Source organism: Marivita cryptomonadis, from assembly GCF_002115725.1.
Classification (GTDB): Bacteria; Pseudomonadota; Alphaproteobacteria; order Rhodobacterales; family Rhodobacteraceae; genus Marivita; species Marivita cryptomonadis.
In genome coordinates this window covers 71,602-86,842 of sequence record NZ_JFKD01000002.1, presented here as the reverse complement: position 1 = coordinate 86,842, position 15,241 = coordinate 71,602, and the positions used below count along the sequence as shown (strand labels likewise).

At 58.0% G+C, this 15,241-nt stretch carries 16 protein-coding genes; 4 read left to right on the top strand and 12 right to left on the bottom strand.

The genetic code is table 11. The features are described 5' to 3' along the window. Nucleotides 1-36 precede the first annotated feature (36 nt). The 5 genes from MCRY_RS02210 to MCRY_RS02190 form a co-directional block, all read right to left on the bottom strand. Entirely contained in the window at nt 37-219 is a 183-nt protein-coding gene (locus MCRY_RS02210) for a Trm112 family protein (protein WP_085627850.1), read from the bottom strand. Beyond that, nucleotides 216-860 carry an LON peptidase substrate-binding domain-containing protein gene (locus tag MCRY_RS02205; protein ID WP_085627849.1) on the bottom strand — a complete coding sequence of 215 codons (645 nt, stop codon included), beginning with the start codon at nt 858-860 and terminating at the stop codon, nt 216-218. The genes MCRY_RS02210 and MCRY_RS02205 overlap by 4 nt, the downstream gene beginning before the upstream one ends. Before the next feature lie 27 nt (nt 861-887). Beyond that, nucleotides 888-1,811: a thioredoxin family protein gene (locus MCRY_RS02200; protein ID WP_085627848.1), complete on the bottom strand. Its 924-nt coding sequence runs from the start codon at nt 1,809-1,811 to the stop codon at nt 888-890. Nucleotides 1,812-1,881: 70 nt separating this feature from the next. Beyond that, nucleotides 1,882-2,685 (bottom strand): alpha/beta fold hydrolase, encoded by an 804-nt coding sequence (locus MCRY_RS02195; RefSeq protein WP_085627847.1) that lies wholly within the window; start codon nt 2,683-2,685, stop codon nt 1,882-1,884. Continuing rightward, the gene (locus tag MCRY_RS02190) at nt 2,685-3,284 is read right to left on the bottom strand and encodes a 2-hydroxychromene-2-carboxylate isomerase (protein WP_085627846.1); all 600 of its coding nucleotides are present in this window, start codon (nt 3,282-3,284) and stop codon (nt 2,685-2,687) included. Before MCRY_RS02190 ends, MCRY_RS02195 begins: the two co-directional genes overlap by 1 nt. Before the next feature lie 107 nt (nt 3,285-3,391). Here MCRY_RS02190 and MCRY_RS02185 point away from each other — a divergent pair, with 107 nt between their 5' ends. Continuing rightward, nucleotides 3,392-4,402: a ribose-phosphate pyrophosphokinase gene (locus MCRY_RS02185; RefSeq protein WP_085627845.1), complete on the top strand. Its 1,011-nt coding sequence runs from the start codon at nt 3,392-3,394 to the stop codon at nt 4,400-4,402. A gap of 55 nt (nt 4,403-4,457) precedes the next feature. Here the strand turns inward: MCRY_RS02185 and MCRY_RS02180 are convergent, their stop codons facing one another. The 7 genes from MCRY_RS02180 to MCRY_RS02150 form a co-directional block, all read right to left on the bottom strand. Further along, entirely contained in the window at nt 4,458-4,808 is a 351-nt protein-coding gene (locus MCRY_RS02180; RefSeq protein WP_085627844.1) for an H-type lectin domain-containing protein, read from the bottom strand. Between the two features lie 107 nt (nt 4,809-4,915). Then, nucleotides 4,916-5,350, bottom strand: a complete 435-nt coding sequence (locus tag MCRY_RS02175) for a F0F1 ATP synthase subunit epsilon (protein WP_085627843.1) — start codon at nt 5,348-5,350, stop codon at nt 4,916-4,918. A 63-nt stretch (nt 5,351-5,413) separates the two neighbouring features. Beyond that, a complete protein-coding gene (gene atpD / locus MCRY_RS02170) occupies nt 5,414-6,838 on the bottom strand; it encodes a F0F1 ATP synthase subunit beta (protein WP_085627842.1) in 1,425 nt (474 codons plus the stop codon). Between the two features lie 16 nt (nt 6,839-6,854). After that, nucleotides 6,855-7,736, bottom strand: coding sequence for a F0F1 ATP synthase subunit gamma (locus tag MCRY_RS02165; RefSeq protein WP_085627841.1), 882 nt, complete (start codon nt 7,734-7,736; stop codon nt 6,855-6,857). 12 nt (nt 7,737-7,748) lie between these two features. Continuing rightward, nucleotides 7,749-9,287 (bottom strand): F0F1 ATP synthase subunit alpha, encoded by a 1,539-nt coding sequence (gene atpA / locus MCRY_RS02160; RefSeq protein WP_085627840.1) that lies wholly within the window; start codon nt 9,285-9,287, stop codon nt 7,749-7,751. After that, nucleotides 9,288-9,854 (bottom strand): F0F1 ATP synthase subunit delta, encoded by a 567-nt coding sequence (locus MCRY_RS02155; RefSeq protein WP_085627839.1) that lies wholly within the window; start codon nt 9,852-9,854, stop codon nt 9,288-9,290. A 335-nt stretch (nt 9,855-10,189) separates the two neighbouring features. Next, entirely contained in the window at nt 10,190-10,978 is a 789-nt protein-coding gene (locus MCRY_RS02150; protein WP_085627838.1) for a methyltransferase domain-containing protein, read from the bottom strand. A 63-nt stretch (nt 10,979-11,041) separates the two neighbouring features. Between MCRY_RS02150 and gloB the strand changes: the two genes are divergently transcribed. From gloB to MCRY_RS02135, 3 genes are all read left to right on the top strand, one after another. Then, a complete protein-coding gene (gloB, locus tag MCRY_RS02145; RefSeq protein ID WP_085627837.1) occupies nt 11,042-11,809 on the top strand; it encodes a hydroxyacylglutathione hydrolase in 768 nt (255 codons plus the stop codon). Nucleotides 11,810-11,965: 156 nt separating this feature from the next. Then, nucleotides 11,966-14,290, top strand: a complete 2,325-nt coding sequence (gene clpA, locus MCRY_RS02140; RefSeq protein WP_085627836.1) for an ATP-dependent Clp protease ATP-binding subunit ClpA — start codon at nt 11,966-11,968, stop codon at nt 14,288-14,290. A 68-nt stretch (nt 14,291-14,358) separates the two neighbouring features. Then, nucleotides 14,359-15,240, top strand: a complete 882-nt coding sequence (locus MCRY_RS02135; RefSeq protein WP_085627835.1) for a M23 family metallopeptidase — start codon at nt 14,359-14,361, stop codon at nt 15,238-15,240. Nucleotide 15,241: the final 1 nt, after the last annotated feature.

Genomic DNA, 15,241 nt, shown 5'->3' with positions numbered 1-15,241 from the left:
GCAGGGCAAGAAGCCTGTCAATTCAACTTGAGACCTTCAGTCGATCTCGCGCGCTTCGTCGATCAGCATGATCGGGATGCCATCCCGGATGGGATAGGCCAAATGCGCGGAGTGACTGATCAGCTCCTGACGACTGGCATCATATTCCAGTCGCCCTTGGGTTTGCGGGCATACCAGAGCCTCAAGCATTTTCCGATCGAACCCCGGAGTTTCGCTCATTGCAAGATATCCTCGGACTGGCCACCGCGCAGGGCATATTCGATCAGGGTAACCAACGTTTCCCGCCGTGTGGACAGCGAAGGGGCTTCCAGCAAAGCCTGCTTTTCCTCCGGCTCGAAATCCAGAAGCATGGACAGCGAGTTGATCAAAAGCTCGTCGTCCGCATCCTTGAGCGTGGCCCAATCCGCCGACAGATCACGAGCTGCGAAATACCGGTCTAGAAGGTTAAGAAAACCATCACGATCAAAGCTCCGATCATGTTCGGGCCCACCCTGATCCCGGTCGAAGCCATCCCAGTTCACCTCGAACCGTCGGTATGGCGTGAAGCCCTCGATCTCGTCACCCACCCTGAACCGCGATATCCCCGAAAGGGTGATCATATAGCGGCCATCTTCGGTTTCGGAAAACTGGGTCACGCGTCCGGCGCAGCCGATGCGCTGCAGCGCGTCCTTGTCACCATTGGGCCGTGCATTTGGTTGTACCATGCCGATCAGTCGGTCAGGCGTTTTCATAGCATCTTCAAGCATTTGCAGATAGCGCGGCTCGAACAGATGCAACGGAAGCCGTGCGCGGGGCAGCAACAGCGCCCCGGGCAACGGAAACACAGGGATAGACCCCGGCAATTCAGTGACTCTTGTCATAACAACGGACGTAGTCTGACGAACCGTTCAGGCAAATATCATCGAGCTCAATTTACGACGTCCGTTCAAAGCCACTGGGTCATTCGGCTTGAGCGCTTCGAAGATGGTCATCAACTGCGTCTTGGCAGCGGCATCGTTCCATTCACGATCCCGTCGGAACAACTCGAGCAGGTGGTCCACCGCAGCCTGTCCATCGCCCTTGGCATATAGAGCCTGCGCGAGGTCAAAACGTGCTTGGTGGTTGTCCGGATCCGCCTCAACCGCCGCTTGCAATTCTGCCACAGGGCCGGAATTACTTGCTTGTTTGGCAAGCTCCAATTGCGCGTGAGCAGCTTCCAGTTCCGGCTTGCCGGAAATCTCGGCAGGGGCACCGTTCAGAATGGCTTCGGCCTGTTCAAGGTCATCCGCAGCAAGTGCGCAACGTACCAGCCCGGCATAAGCGCGCACGTGCAGAGGATCTTCTTCGAGAACGGCTGCGAAGGTCTGCATGGCATCCACCGCAGCACCAGCTTCAAGCATCTCTTCCGCGGCCTCGACAGCGTCATCCAGTCCACCGCTGGCATCGCCTCCAGCCGCCTTGACCACACGTTCCACGAAAGCCTTGATTTCAGAGGCCGGTTGCGCGCCTTGGAACATGTCGATCGGGCGTCCCTTGACGAAGGCCACGACCGTCGGGATGGACTGGATCGGCAAGCCTTGCTGCGCCAACGCCTGAACAAGTCCCTGCGCCTCATCGACATTGACTTTGGCCATCTTGACCGCGCCGCGTGCGCTTGTCACTTCCGCCTCGAGCTGTGGCCCAAGGGTCTTGCAGGGGCCGCACCAGGGCGCCCAGAAATCCACGATGACTGGCGTTTCCATGCTGCCATCGACCACTTCAGCCATGAACGCATCCTGAGAAACGTCCTTGATCAGGTCAGCCGGTGCGGGGCTTTGTCCAAGTTCGATCATTTGCGTCTCCTGTCGAGTTTACCGGGAAGTCTGAGCGTAGATGGCGCACCGAACCCCGTCTTGCAAGGGGCTAGCCATTGATCAAATCGCCGATACAGCTGGCAACCGCATCAGGATGCGTGATCGGCACCATGTGACCCGCCCCTTCGATGACCGTATCCATGGCACCCGGTATCCGTCGTTGCAGCGTGGTATGGATCGCCGCGATCACTGGCTCCGTGTTGGCACCACGGATCAGACGTGTCGGGCACCTGATACCTTCGAGGCGTCCCGGTGCCAGCAGACCATTCGCATCCTCGACCAGACAGGGCTCTGTTTCGCGGATAAAGGGCATCTGTGCGGCAAATGACGTTCTTTCTGTGTCGCTCAGAGAGTCCCAAGGGCGGCCATCCCCCCAGATGCGGATGAAATCAGCCGCAGCATCGGACCAGTTGTCGTTTGCCAGCGCTGCGCCGAAGCTTTGGGATGTCTCGATATAGGTGTCGAACACATGCGGGTCGCTTTCACGTGCTGCTGCGAACAGCACCGGTTCAATAAGCGTCAGACTGTGCACCTTGTCTGGTTCTTCCATCGCCAGCCGCAAGGCGACAGTTGCTCCAAAGCTGTGCCCAATCACATGGGCGCCTTCAGCAAGGCAGTCCTTGGCAATGGCCGTGACCTGATCGTGCAGATCGGAACGGCGATCCCACGGCGCACTGCGCCCGTGGCCCGGCATATCCGGTGCGACCATCGACAAGGCGGTCGACAGCCGTGAAGCGAGAGGCGTCCAGACTTTGGAATGCGCAAGGGCGCAATGGAGCAGCAGGGCCGGTTGCGGCCCGCTGCCAAGAGACCGAACGAAGACTGGAAAACCTCCTTTCAACTCATCGAGCATCAGAGCTTTCCGGCAAGGTGCAGGTCAAGATCCCCAATCCGGTCCTGTCCCCAGAAACGCTGATCATTGTCCGTGATATAGAACGGCGCCCCGAATACACCGCGCAACGCCGCCTCTTCGAGATTAGCGGCATAGGCTTCGGCACCGCTGAGCAACCCACTGTCGGCCAGGGCCGGGTCAAAGCCTGCATCGGCCAGCATTGCTCGGACCACGTCATCCTGCGCAATATCTTTGTCTTCGGCCCAGACAGCCCGCAGGAAACCATGTGCGAGCTTGCCAAGGTCCCCGCCACCCGCATTCTGTGCTGCGATGATCGCGTAGGATGAGGGCGCCCCGTTGGTCGGCCAGAACGCCGGTTGCAAATTCAGCGGAAGCCCCAGCTTTTTCGATTGCCGGGTCAGTTCCTGCGCCCGTAGCTGCTGGCGGCTGGGATGCCGCTCTTTGGGTGGGGTGCCGCCCGTCCGACCAAAAAGAGCGACCACATCCAGAGGTTTGTAGGTGATGGTCGCACCGTGTTTTGCCGCGACATCTTCCAACCGCGTGCCCGCGAGGTAGGCATAGGGTGACAGTGTTGAGAAAAAGTAATCAATGTGGGCCATTTGGTCCCTCCGGGCGTCAGTTGCTTTGCGCGACGGTAGGCGCATGCTAAGGCGAGCGCAACGTCACGAATCTGTCATCATTGACCGCCCCAATGGAGCCTGCCGCCATGCCCAGCATTGTTGAACCCAAACTCATTTCCGGCAATGCGAACATGCCATTGGCCAAAGGCATCGCACGCCGGATGACGATGTACCGCGGGATGAACGTTGGCCTCGTCGATGCGCGGGTCGAGCGCTTCAATGATCAGGAAATCTTTGTCGAGGTGTACGAGAACGTTCGTGGTGAAGACATGTTCATCATCCAGCCGACCTCGAATCCGGCGAACGACAACTTGATGGAACTGCTCATCATGTCAGACGCGCTGCGTCGTTCCTCTGCGGCCCGCATCACTGCCGTGATCCCTTATTTTGGCTATGCCCGTCAGGATCGTCGGTCCAAGGCACGTACCCCGATCACCGCCAAACTGGTGTCGAACATGATCGCAGAAGCAGGCATTGAGCGTGTTTTGACGATGGACCTGCATGCAGCACAGATTCAGGGCTTTTTCGATATTCCGGTGGACAACCTTTATGCATCGCCGATTTTCGCTCTTGATATTCTAGAGCAGTTCAAAGGCGATACGTCCGACGTAATGATCGTATCTCCAGACGTGGGCGGGGTGGCCCGTGCCCGCGAACTGGCCAAACGGATCAACGCACCGCTGTCGATCGTAGACAAACGCCGCGAGAAGCCGGGTGAAATTGCCGAGATGACCGTGATCGGCGATGTAACCGGGAAGAAATGTATCATCGTAGACGACATCTGCGACACTGCCGGAACGCTGTGCAAGGCGGCTGAAGTGCTGATGCAACATGGTGCCACAGAAGTGCACTCGTATATCACCCACGGGGTGTTGTCTGGCCCCGCAGTGGAACGGATCACGAATTCAGTGATGAAGTCGCTGGTGATCACGGATTCCATTCAGGCGACGGACGCTGTTGCGAAGGCGAAAAACATTCGTATCGTTCCGACGGCTCCAATGTTCGCGCAAGCGATCCTGAACATCTGGAACGGGACATCTGTGTCGTCCCTGTTCGAGACGGAAACGCTGGGGCCGATCTATGAGGGCATCCTTTAAATCCCCAAGGTGCCGATGTGTTGATGTTCCACCAAAAGCCGGCGCGCGACGCCGGTTAGAGGACATCCCAATCGTCGTCTGATGCGACAGCGCCAATGGCAATCCAAGAGATGCGGACCCGCGCAACCTTGGTGTCGAGCCACGTTCGAAATACAGCAGTGAAGCCGGCTTGGGAGATATCTTCTGCCGTAAGGTCGGCGCGCACGTTGTGGGCACTGTCCATATCCCACAGTGTCAGGGAAACATGCACAGTGGGCGGACCCGAAAACGGACGATCAAAGCCGATCCACTGGTTGCGTGCACGGAAACCCTCTCCGGTCCACATCTCTCCGCCAGTTTCATAGTCCGAGAAAAGATCGACCGAGCCTTGAGCTATTCCGACACGCGCGCTGTTGATGATCTGCATGACACCTTTTCTCAAAGTCATTGGGGTCTATCGCAGGACAAGTCTATGTCCCAAACAAAAAAGCCCCGCATTGCTGCGGGGCTATGATTGTATAACCAAAAGCTGGTTCAGAGCGATGGCTGTTTCGGCGACAGGCCGATATGTGTGCCAACCGCAACCATGTCAGCCAACAGCTTGGCTGCATCGTCTACCGGGCCTGGTTCGTTTTTGAATGTTTCCTTGGTCTGCTTGTAGGCCGCATGCGCCTCATCGACCATCGCCTCATAGGCGGCTTGATCGACATCCGCTTTCGGAACGGCACGCTCGGCAAGAACCGAAAGGCTCTCTCCTAGCTCTGCGAAACCGCCTGTCACAACGAACTCTTCGATGCCTTTGTCGGTTTCGACCTTCAGCACACCGGGGCGCAGTGTTGTGATAAGCGGCGCATGGTTCGGCATGGCTGTCATATCGCCATCCGCACCCGGGATCTGCACAGATTTGACCTGCGCCGACATCAGGCTGCGCTCGGGGCTGACCAGATCGAATTGCATGGTCTCTGCCATGTGTGATCTCCTTTTGGGTGGCGTCCTCGCGAAGAACCCCGCGAGGACGGATAAGCGCCCGGATTAGGCTGCGTCTGCCGCCATCTTTTCAGCTTTGGCTTTCACTTCGTCGATGCCGCCCACCATGTAGAAGGCACCTTCGGGCAGGTGGTCGTATTCACCCGCAACCACGGCCTTGAAGGACGAGATTGTGTCTTCAAGCGGAACCTGAACACCGTCAGAGCCGGTAAACACCTTCGCCACGTCGAACGGCTGCGACAGGAAGCGCTGGATCTTACGGGCACGGGCCACGGTCATCTTGTCCTCTTCGGACAGTTCGTCCATGCCGAGGATCGCGATGATGTCCTGAAGCGACTTGTAGCGCTGCAGGATACCCTGAACGTCACGTGCCACCTGATAGTGCTCTTCGCCCACGATCTGCGGGTCCATCAGACGCGAGTTGGAGTCGAGCGGGTCAACCGCCGGATAGATACCAAGCTCGGAGATCGCACGGGACAGAACGGTTGTTGCGTCCAAGTGGGCGAATGTCGTCGCAGGCGCCGGGTCGGTAAGGTCGTCCGCAGGCACGTACACGGCCTGGATCGACGTAATCGAGCCTGCTTTGGTCGACGTGATGCGTTCCTGCATCTGGCCCATGTCCGTCGCCAGTGTCGGCTGGTAGCCCACAGCAGACGGGATACGACCCAGCAGAGCGGACACTTCGGAGCCAGCCTGTGTAAAGCGGAAAATATTGTCCACGAAGAACAGAACGTCTGTACCGGATGCGTCACGGAACTGTTCCGCCAGTGTCAGACCTGTCAGGGCCACACGCGCACGCGCTCCCGGAGGCTCGTTCATCTGACCGTAGACCAAGGCCACCTGGCTTTCCTTGAGGTTGTCCGGCTTGATAACGTTGGATTCGATCATCTCGTGGTAAAGGTCGTTGCCCTCACGGGTACGTTCACCCACACCCGCGAACACCGAGTAGCCAGAGTGCACTTTGGCGATGTTGTTGATCAGTTCCATGATGAGAACTGTCTTGCCCACGCCGGCACCGCCGAAGAGACCGATCTTACCACCCTTGGAATAGGGCGCGAGAAGATCGATCACCTTGATGCCGGTAACGAGGATTTCGGACTCGGTCGACTGTTCTGCGAATTCGGGCGCAGGGGCGTGGATCGGACGGAACTCTTCCGCTTCAACCGGGCCGCCTTCGTCCACCGGCTCACCGACGACGTTCAGGATACGACCGAGTGTCGCTGCACCCACCGGCACCGAGATCGGCCCATCGGTGTCAACAACTTCCTGACCCCGAACGAGGCCTTCGGTTGCGTCCATCGCGATGGTGCGCACGGTGTTCTCGCCAAGGTGCTGTGCCACTTCGAGCACGAGCTTCTTGCCGTTGTTGCTCGTGGTCAGCGAGTTCAAAATAGCCGGCAGGTGGTCGTCGAACTGAACGTCCACGACGGCGCCGATCACCTGCGTGATTTTGCCTTTTGCGTTTGCCATGTTTCGTCTCCGGTTCTTAGAGCGCCTCGGCGCCCGAGATAATTTCGATCAGTTCGTTGGTAATCACGGCCTGACGCGAACGGTTGTATTCGATGGTGAGCTTGTCGATCATTTCGCCCGCGTTGCGGGTTGCATTGTCCATCGCGCTCATCCGGGCACCCTGTTCGGAGGCTCCGTTTTCCAGCAACGCCGCAAAGATCTGCGTCGCCACACCGCGCGGCAGAAGATCGGCAAGGATCGCCTCTTCGTCCGGCTCGTAATCGTAAAGCGTGCTTGCTTCAGCAGTGCCTTGCTCGGGCGCATCGAAGGCAGCAGGGATAACCTGCTGTGCCGTCGGGGTCTGGCTCACGACGTTAACGAACTTTGCGTAGAAGATCGTCGCTACATCGAATTCACCTGCATCAAAGCGACCAAGGATGTCCTTGGCAATGCCCTGAGCATCCGCGTACCCGATCCGTTTCACATCGCTCATGTCGATATGACCGACGGACAGGTTGCCGAAGTCACGCTTCATCGCGTCACGGCCTTTTTTGCCGACAGTCAAAATCTTGACCGTCTTGCCTTTGGCCTTGAGCTCTGTCGCCTTCTGCTTGGCCAGCTTCGCGATATTCGCGTTGAAGCCACCACACAGACCACGCTCCGCCGTCAGAACGACAAGCAGATGCACGTCGTCCTTGCCGGTCCCGCTCAGCAGTTTCGGCGCGCTGTCGCTGTCGCCGACGCTGGACGCAAGCGCACCCATCACGGCGTTGAACCGCTCTGTGTAAGGACGTGCCATTTCGGCAGCATCCTGTGCCCGCCGCAATTTTGCGGCGGCCACCATTTGCATGGCCTTGGTGATCTTGCGGGTCGATTTGACCGACGCGATCCGGTTTTTTAAATCCTTGAGATTTGGCATTGCCTCGTCTCCTTACGAGAAGTCGGCGGCGTATTCGTCAATCGCGGCCTTGAGCTTGTCGGCAGCGTCACCCTTGATCTTCGGATCGTCGTTCGTGATCCATTCAAGAATGTCACTACGCTTACCGCGCATGTGGCCTAGCAGACCCGCTTCGAAATCCTTCACGCGATCCATTGGAATCTTGTCCAGATAACCATTGGTGCCTGCAAAGATGACGCAGACGATTTCGGCGTTGGTCAACGGCGAATACTGCGGCTGCTTCATCAGCTCGGTCAGACGTGCACCACGGTTCAGCAGCTGCTGTGTCGAGGCATCGAGGTCGGAACCGAACTGCGCGAACGCTGCCATCTCGCGGTACTGAGCGAGGGACAGCTTAACCGGACCGGCAACCGAGGACATCGCGCTTGTCTGAGCGGACGAACCCACACGAGAGACCGACAGACCGGTGTTCACGGCAGGACGGACACCTTGGTAGAAGAGTTCGGTTTCAAGGAAGATCTGACCGTCGGTGATCGAGATCACGTTGGTCGGAATAAACGCCGAAACGTCACCACCCTGAGTTTCGATGATCGGCAGAGCCGTCAGCGAACCGGAGCCGTTGTCTTCGTTCAGCTTGGCCGAACGCTCGAGCAGGCGCGAGTGGAGATAGAAAACGTCACCCGGATAGGCTTCGCGGCCCGGCGGGCGGCGCAGCAGCAGGGACATCTGACGATACGCAACGGCCTGCTTGGACAAGTCATCATAGATGATCAGAGCGTGACGGCCATTGTCACGGAAGTGCTCGGCCATCGAAGTCGCTGCGTAAGGTGCAAGGAACTGCATCGGCGCAGGGTCGGACGCGGTGGCCGCAACCACGATCGTGTATTCGATCGCGCCGCTCTCTTCGAGCTTCTTCACCAACTGCGCCACTGTGGAACGCTTTTGGCCAACCGCAACATAGATGCAATAGAGCTTCTTGCTCTCGTCATCGCCTGCCGCGTCATTGTAGGATTTCTGGTTCAGGATCGCATCCAGAGCAACGGCAGTTTTACCGGTCTGACGGTCACCGATGATGAGTTCGCGCTGGCCACGGCCAATCGGGATCATCGAGTCGACGGCCTTGAGGCCAGTCGCCATCGGTTCGTGAACCGACTTACGCGGGATGATGCCCGGCGCTTTCACATCCGCGATGGAACGGTTGGCGGTCTTGATCGGACCTTTGCCGTCGATCGGGTTGCCCAGACCATCAACAACCCGGCCCAGCAGTTCGTCGCCCACAGGCACGTCCACGATGGCCTTGGTACGCTTGACTGTGTCGCCTTCCTTGATGTCCCGGTCAGAGCCGAAGATCACGATACCGACGTTGTCGGCTTCAAGGTTGAGCGCCATGCCGCGAATTCCGCCCGGGAATTCGACCATTTCGCCGGCCTGCACATTGTCGAGGCCGTAAACGCGCGCGATACCGTCACCAACGGAAAGGACGCGGCCCACCTCGGTGACTTCGGCGTCCTGCCCGAAGTTCTTGATCTGCTCCTTTAGGATCGCAGAAATCTCGGCTGCTTGGATACCCATTTATCCGACCTCTTTCATAGCATTTTGCAGGGAGTTGAGCTTGGAGCGGATCGACGTGTCGATCATCTTCGAGCCCACTTTAACGACAAGACCGCCGATGAGGGATTCATCAACGGTCGCATTGATCTTAACATCTTTGCCAACTTTCGTCTTGAGCGTATTGGCAAGCTCTTTCGACTGGGCGGCGGTCAGTTTGACGGCGGAGACGACATCAGCCGTGACCTCGCCCTTTTCTTCCGCAATCTGGTCGCGCAGACGGTTGATCATCTGCGGCAGCACGAACAGGCGACGCTTGGACGCCATCAGCGCCAGCACGTTCTGCATCGTCTTTGTCAAACCCATCTTCGCTGCAACCGCGGTGATCGCATTCGACTGCGCATCACGGCTGTAGACCGGCGAATGGATCAGGTCGGTAAGTTCTGGGCTGCTCGCAAGTGCGGCCGACAGATCGTCGAGATTCGCTTCGAGCTTATCCAGCTCTTTACCCTCTTTGGCGAGATCAAAGACCGCCGTGGCATAGCGATCCGCGATGCCAGAGGAAATGGATGCTGATTCAGACACGTCCACCCTTCCGCTATTCTGTCTCCGATCCCCCGAATTACCGGTGGTCAGAGACGTTTTCAGTTTGGCAAATGCCGCATGGCATAGAAATCAGCGCGGATGTAGCAGAGGCTTCCTCAGCCCGCAACACGGTATGGTGATTTTGAAATCACTCACATCCCTTTTGTTTACAACAAGTTAGCCATAAGTGCGACCTATTGCGCGCAATAAAGGTGCATCTTTTCCGAGCGGATTGGTCATGTTTGCCGATTCCTGTCGGCCTAAAGCGCTATTTCGAGTGCCGTGCAACATTGCCGATCCTCGCCGCAACTGCACAAAAAGCGGGCAAAGTGAGGACGAGATCAGGGATTCCCGTGCTCGAATGCGGCGCTTTTGCCCTGCACGCGCGCCCGCGCAGGTTTGCTGGACGGCTTCGGCACAAGGTTGCCCAGCGGATTGAGCACACGGCTTTCTGCCTTTGTACCGCGCGGCGTTGGATTGGTTTTCGATACCTCAACCATCAGCACCCCTCCGGCGATAAGAGCAGATACGCTCCGCCCCATCTGTTCCCAGAAACGCCCGGTCTTCATCCAAAATCGGCGTGTCGACGGAGGCTGATACAGCACTGCAGTATGTCGAAGTGGTTCGAAATTGTGCGCTTTGAGCTGTGCTTCTAGTTGGCCCATCGAATAAGGCCGCCCGAACCCGAACGGCGTAGCGTCGGACCGCGCCCACAGCCCCGACCGGTTTGGTACGATGAACAAGGCTTTGCCGCCCGGCCCAAGAACCCGCCAACATTCATCAAGCAAAGCCGAGGGCCGCTCGGACGTTTCCAGACCGTGCATCAAAACGAGCTTGTCGAAGCGCCCATTTTCGATCGGCCAAAGCGTTTCTTCGCAAAGCACGGAGACATTGGGCATCCCTGCGGGCCACGGCATGACACCTTGCTGCGACGGCATCAGCGCAACGACACGACGCGCATGCGGGAGATAAGGACGCAACAACGGGACGGCGAACCCGAACCCTCCAACCGATTGTTGTTTGGCTTCGGGCCAAAACGTGGTCACCTGATCCCGGACTACGCGTTGCGCCACGCGACCTATCGCACTGCGATAGTAGAAGCTGTGCAACCGCTGCACGTCGAGATGCATTTGGGCCTCCGAACATTTTGGCCTAGTTTGCCGTTAAGTGTACTTACCACGGAAAGAAACGCCATGCCCCTTGAACTCGTCACTCTGCCGGCACTGTCAGACAATTACACATATCTGCTGCATGACAGCGCAAGCGGTGCGACGGCATGTGTCGATGTGCCAGAGGCGCAGCCGCTTCTGGACGAATTGAACAAGCGGGGCTGGAGCCTTACCGAAATCTGGCTCACGCATCATCACCATGACCATATCGGCGGCGTGGACGACCTTTTGAAGAGCCATGACGCCAAGGTCACCGGAGCAAAGGCAGACCGCCATCGGCTGCCTTCACTTAACCGAGAAGTCAGCGATGGCGACCGTTTCGAGTTCGGCGGTGAGGTGATCGACGTCCTTGATGTGTCCGGACACACGGTTGGGCACATCGCCTTTGTGGCCCAAGCGTCTGGATATGCGTTTACTGCAGACAGTCTTATGGCGCTTGGATGTGGCCGGCTGTTTGAGGGAACTGCAGCACAGATGTGGGACAGTCTGCAGAAACTCGCATCCCTGGAACCCGGCACATTGATTTGTTCCGGTCACGAGTACACTCAGGCCAACGCCCGTTTCGCGATCACGGTCGACCCTGACAATACTGACTTGAAAGCGCGGATAGACCGCATAAATTCATTAAGAGACAGAAACGAACCAACGGTTCCCAGCACACTCTCCGAAGAAGCGGCGACAAACCCCTTCCTGCGCGCCGCTGACCCCGCAATCCAAGCCCACTTGGACATGATCGGTGCCGAACCGGTCGACGTATTTGCCGAAATTCGCGCCCGCAAGGACCGCTTCTGAGGCAATTTCACAAGAACGTGCAAGCAATTGCACTGATGTACCCTGTCAAGACAAAGAAAAAACTTGAAGGTTTGTAGGTAACGACCACAGTTTAACAATAAGATGACAGTTGTGTCGTACCCTGCGACGCAACACCAAAAGAAGGAGCACTCAACCGTGCCTTCATTTTCGAATACCCTTGAGCAGGCAATTCACTCGGCTTTGGCGTTGGCCAATTCGAGGTCGCATGAGTTCGCAACGCTGGAGCATCTGCTGCTGGCGCTGATCGACGAACCTGACGCGGTTCGCGTGATGAAAGCGTGCTCGGTCGACACGGAAGAGTTGCGCACGACGCTGGTCGATTATATCGACGATGATCTGTCCAACTTGGTCACCGACATCGAAGGGTCCGAGGCGGTTCCGACAGCAGCGTTCCAGCGCGTGATCCAGCGCGCCGCAATCCATGTCCAAAGTTCTGGCCGCAGCGAAGTGACTGGCGCCAACGTGCTGGTCGCGATCTTTGCCGAACGCGAAAGCAACGCCGCCTACTTCCTGCAAGATCAAGACATGACCCGATATGACGCGGTCAACTTCATCGCACATGGCGTCGCCAAGAACCCCGCATACGGTGAAAGCCGCCCGGTCACAGGTGCGTCCGACAACGAGGAAGAAACCCAAGCGCAAGAACCGCAAGGCGAACAGAAAGAGTCTGCACTCGCTAAATATTGCGTGGACCTGAACGCCAAGTCGCGCGAAGGCGATATCGACCCGCTGATCGGCCGCGATTCCGAGGTCGAACGCTGCATCCAGGTGCTCTGCCGTCGCCGCAAGAATAACCCGCTTCTTGTGGGGGATCCCGGCGTGGGCAAAACTGCGATTGCGGAAGGCTTGGCGCGTAAGATCGTGGCTGGCGAGACTCCCGAGGTTCTGTCGAAGACAACCATCTATTCGCTCGACATGGGCGCGCTTCTTGCGGGCACCCGTTACCGTGGTGACTTTGAGGAACGTCTGAAGGCCGTGATGACCGAATTGGAAGACCATGATGACGCGGTGCTCTTCATCGACGAGATCCACACTGTCATTGGTGCAGGTGCCACCTCCGGCGGCGCAATGGATGCCTCCAACCTGCTGAAGCCTGCACTTCAGGGTGGCAAGCTGCGTTGCATGGGCTCTACCACTTACAAGGAATTCCGTCAGCACTTCGAAAAAGACCGCGCACTCAGCCGCCGGTTCCAGAAGATCGACGTGAACGAACCTTCGGTCGAAGACACCATCAAGATCCTTAAGGGTCTCAAGCCCTATTTCGAGGAACATCACGGCGTCAAATACACCGCCGAAGCGATCAAGACTGCGGTGGAACTGTCCGCACGCTACATCAACGACCGTAAACTACCGGACAAGGCCATCGACGTGATCGACGAGGCTGGTGCTGCTCAGCATCTGGTGGCGGAATCCAAGCGGCGCAAATCGCTCGGTGCGAAAGAGATCGAAGCTGTGGTGGCCAAGATCGCCCGCATCCCGCCAAAGAACGTGTCCAAGGACGATGCAGAGGTCCTCAAGGATCTGGAAGCATCGCTCAAGCGCGTGGTCTTCGGTCAGGACGCCGCCATCGACGCGCTGTCCTCGGCGATCAAGCTCGCACGCGCTGGCCTGCGGGAACCGGAAAAGCCCATCGGCAACTACCTGTTTGCAGGTCCGACCGGTGTGGGGAAAACCGAGGTGGCAAAACAACTGGCAGACACGCTGGGTGTAGAGCTTCTGCGCTTCGACATGTCCGAATATATGGAGAAACACGCGGTCAGCCGTCTGATCGGTGCGCCTCCGGGATATGTCGGGTTTGATCAGGGTGGTCAGCTTACCGATGGCGTGGACCAGCATCCGCATTGTGTGCTGCTGCTCGACGAAATCGAAAAGGCGCACCCGGATGTCTACAATATCCTGTTGCAGGTGATGGACCACGGCTCACTGACCGACCACAACGGTCGCACTGTCAGCTTCCGCAATGTGATCCTGATCATGACGTCGAACGCAGGCGCTGCGGAACAGGCGAAGGCCGCCATCGGCTTTGGTCGTGATCGCCGCGAAGGTGAGGATACCGCTGCAATCGAGCGGACGTTCACGCCGGAATTCCGCAACCGTCTGGATGCCGTGATCTCGTTCTTGCCGCTGCCGAAGTCGGTAATTCTTCAGGTCGTGGAAAAGTTCGTGCTGCAACTCGAAGCGCAACTCATGGACCGCAACGTAACCATCGAATTGACCAAGCCTGCAGCCGAATGGCTGGCCGACAAGGGCTACGACGACAAGATGGGCGCGCGCCCCTTGGGCCGCGTGATCCAGGAAGAGATCAAGAAACCGCTCGCGGAAGAATTGCTCTTCGGAAAGCTTGCCAAGGGTGGCGTGGTGCGCGTGTCCCTTAAAGACGGCAACCTCCTGCTGGAAACTTTCGGGCCGGACAATCCGCGCCTGTCCAGCAAGAAACCCCCGCTTCTGACGGCGGAGTGATCCGTAGTCTGATTGCTATAATAATTACGTCCGCCACACCTCTTGTGGCGGACGTTTCCTTTTTGGGAATGCCGCTTGATTGCGTTCTGGACGAAACATGCGTGATCGAGGATTATCCCGACGTCGATCCGACAGAGACCGCCGCTGATTACCGCTGCGGGCTCAAGACGCGGGACGGTCACAGCGGGACAGATTTCGCTCTTCTTAGCTTTGAGCAAATGGAAGACGGTGTCCGCGTGATCGCCGCCGCAGATGGCCGGGTCGAGGCAATCCGAAACACCCGCCCCGATCAACCCTATGTGCCGGGCACAGACCTCAACGGAGAGGAATGCGGCAACGCGGTGCGCATCAACCACGGCAATGGATATCAATCCGTTTACTGCCATATGAAGCTGGGGTCTGTACGCGTCACACCCGGTCAACGCGTGGTCCGGGGACAGCTGCTGGGCGAGGTGGGTCTGAGCGGATTGACCAATTACCCGCATCTGCACCTGACAATCACCCAAGGCCCCGACGTCATCGACCCTTTTGCCCCCGGCAAAACCAACGCATGCGCCGAACCGCGCGAAACCTTGTGGCTGGACGCTCCCCGCTACACGGATGCCGGCCTCTTCACGGTCGGGGTCTCCGACACGGTCCCAGAGTTCGGACAGGTCCAATCCGGCGAAGCACGCCGCACCTCGCTTTCGCCAACAGACGCGATGGTGCTGTATACTCATGCATTTCATGGCGACGCTTATGATCGCATCGAAATGACAATGAACGGCCCAGACGGCGAGGTGTTCACTCACACAGCACGGCTTGACGATGATCAAGCGCAGCTGATGCGCGCCTATGGCAAACGCGCACCCGATGGTGGCTGGGCCAAGGGCGCGTATCGCGGCTATGTCCAACTGTTCCGTGGCACCACACTCTTGGCCGTGCGACATGCGGATGTGATCGTGGACTAAC

What these genes read in the sequence shown, in the direction of transcription:
- MCRY_RS02175 (WP_085627843.1), bottom strand. Translation starts at nt 5,350, where the DNA reads ATGGCAGAGACCATGCAATTCGATCTGGTCAGCCCCGAGCGCAGCCTG.
- MCRY_RS02165 (WP_085627841.1), bottom strand. Translation starts at nt 7,736, where the DNA reads ATGCCAAATCTCAAGGATTTAAAAAACCGGATCGCGTCGGTCAAATCG.
- MCRY_RS02200 (WP_085627848.1), bottom strand. Translation starts at nt 1,811, where the DNA reads ATGATCGAACTTGGACAAAGCCCCGCACCGGCTGACCTGATCAAGGAC.
- MCRY_RS02205 (WP_085627849.1), bottom strand. Translation starts at nt 860, where the DNA reads ATGACAAGAGTCACTGAATTGCCGGGGTCTATCCCTGTGTTTCCGTTG.
- atpA (WP_085627840.1), bottom strand. Translation starts at nt 9,287, where the DNA reads ATGGGTATCCAAGCAGCCGAGATTTCTGCGATCCTAAAGGAGCAGATC.
- MCRY_RS02180 (WP_085627844.1), bottom strand. Translation starts at nt 4,808, where the DNA reads ATGCAGATCATCAACAGCGCGCGTGTCGGAATAGCTCAAGGCTCGGTC.
- MCRY_RS02185 (WP_085627845.1), top strand. Translation starts at nt 3,392, where the DNA reads ATGCCCAGCATTGTTGAACCCAAACTCATTTCCGGCAATGCGAACATG.
- MCRY_RS02135 (WP_085627835.1), top strand. Translation starts at nt 14,359, where the DNA reads ATGCCGCTTGATTGCGTTCTGGACGAAACATGCGTGATCGAGGATTAT.
- MCRY_RS02210 (WP_085627850.1), bottom strand. Translation starts at nt 219, where the DNA reads ATGAGCGAAACTCCGGGGTTCGATCGGAAAATGCTTGAGGCTCTGGTA.
- gloB (WP_085627837.1), top strand. Translation starts at nt 11,042, where the DNA reads ATGCCCCTTGAACTCGTCACTCTGCCGGCACTGTCAGACAATTACACA.
- MCRY_RS02150 (WP_085627838.1), bottom strand. Translation starts at nt 10,978, where the DNA reads ATGCATCTCGACGTGCAGCGGTTGCACAGCTTCTACTATCGCAGTGCG.
- atpD (WP_085627842.1), bottom strand. Translation starts at nt 6,838, where the DNA reads ATGGCAAACGCAAAAGGCAAAATCACGCAGGTGATCGGCGCCGTCGTG.
- MCRY_RS02195 (WP_085627847.1), bottom strand. Translation starts at nt 2,685, where the DNA reads ATGCTCGATGAGTTGAAAGGAGGTTTTCCAGTCTTCGTTCGGTCTCTT.
- MCRY_RS02190 (WP_085627846.1), bottom strand. Translation starts at nt 3,284, where the DNA reads ATGGCCCACATTGATTACTTTTTCTCAACACTGTCACCCTATGCCTAC.